General features: G+C 65.9%; 1 protein-coding gene. It reads left to right on the top strand.

Annotation, left to right across the window (positions count from 1 at the left end; genetic code table 11):
• A partial coding sequence (locus AACY52_RS28595; RefSeq protein WP_339561107.1) for an amidohydrolase family protein occupies positions 1-892 on the top strand: 892 nt, incomplete at both ends.

The raw sequence follows: 892 nt of genomic DNA, 5'->3' as shown, positions 1-892 counted from the left end.
TCGAGGATTTCCGCGTCGAACGTCCCGACATGCCGGCAAACATGGAGGGCGACCTCGAACCCGTCATCCGCTTGCTCGCCGAACATAAATGGCCGTGGCGGCTGCACGCCACTTATGACCAGACGATCGGCCGTGCTCTCGATGTGTATGAGAAGGTCGCGCGCGACATTCCCTTCACCGGGATCAACTGGTTCTTCGACCATTGCGAGACGATCAGCGACCGCAATATCGACCGCATCGCAGCCCTCGGCGGTGGCATCGCGATCCAGCATCGCATGGCCTATCAGGGCGAATATTTCGTCGAACGCTATGGCGCAAAGGCCGCCGAGCGCACCCCGCCAATCGCCAAGATGATGGCCGCCGGATTGCCGGTCGGCGCGGGCACCGATGCGACGCGCGTCGCCAGCTACAATCCGTGGGTGTCGCTCAACTGGCTGGTGACGGGCAAGACCGTCGGCGGCCTCGGCCTCTATCCCGGCGTCAACCGACTGAGCCGCGAAAAGGCGCTGCGGCTGTGGACGCATGAGAACACCTGGTTCTCGAACGAAGTCGGCAAAAAGGGGCAGATCAAGGTCGGCCAGCTTGCCGATCTCGCGGTGCTGTCGGCCGATTATTTCAGCGTCGCCGAAAGCGAAATCCCGCATCTGCGCTCGGTGCTCACCGTGCTCGGCGGCGCGGTGGTCTATGGCGAGGGCGACTATGCGCCGCTCGCGCCCGCGCTGCCGCGACCGATGCCCGATTGGTCCCCGGTCGCGACCTTTGGCGGCTATCACCGCACCCCCGACACCGCCGCCAAGCTAGCCAGCGCCTGCGGCTGCGCAAGCGGCTGCGCGGTCCACGGCCATGACCATGCCGCAGCCCTCGCCACCAGCGCCCCCACCGCCGACGTCCA

The sequence above is a fragment of the Pseudomonas sp. EA_65y_Pfl1_P113 genome (genome assembly GCF_963970525.1).
Taxonomy (GTDB): Bacteria; Pseudomonadota; Gammaproteobacteria; order Pseudomonadales; family Pseudomonadaceae; genus Aquipseudomonas; species Aquipseudomonas tritici.
The sequence above is the reverse complement of the archived record's forward strand: the minus strand, read 5'-3'. Positions and strand labels throughout refer to the sequence as shown.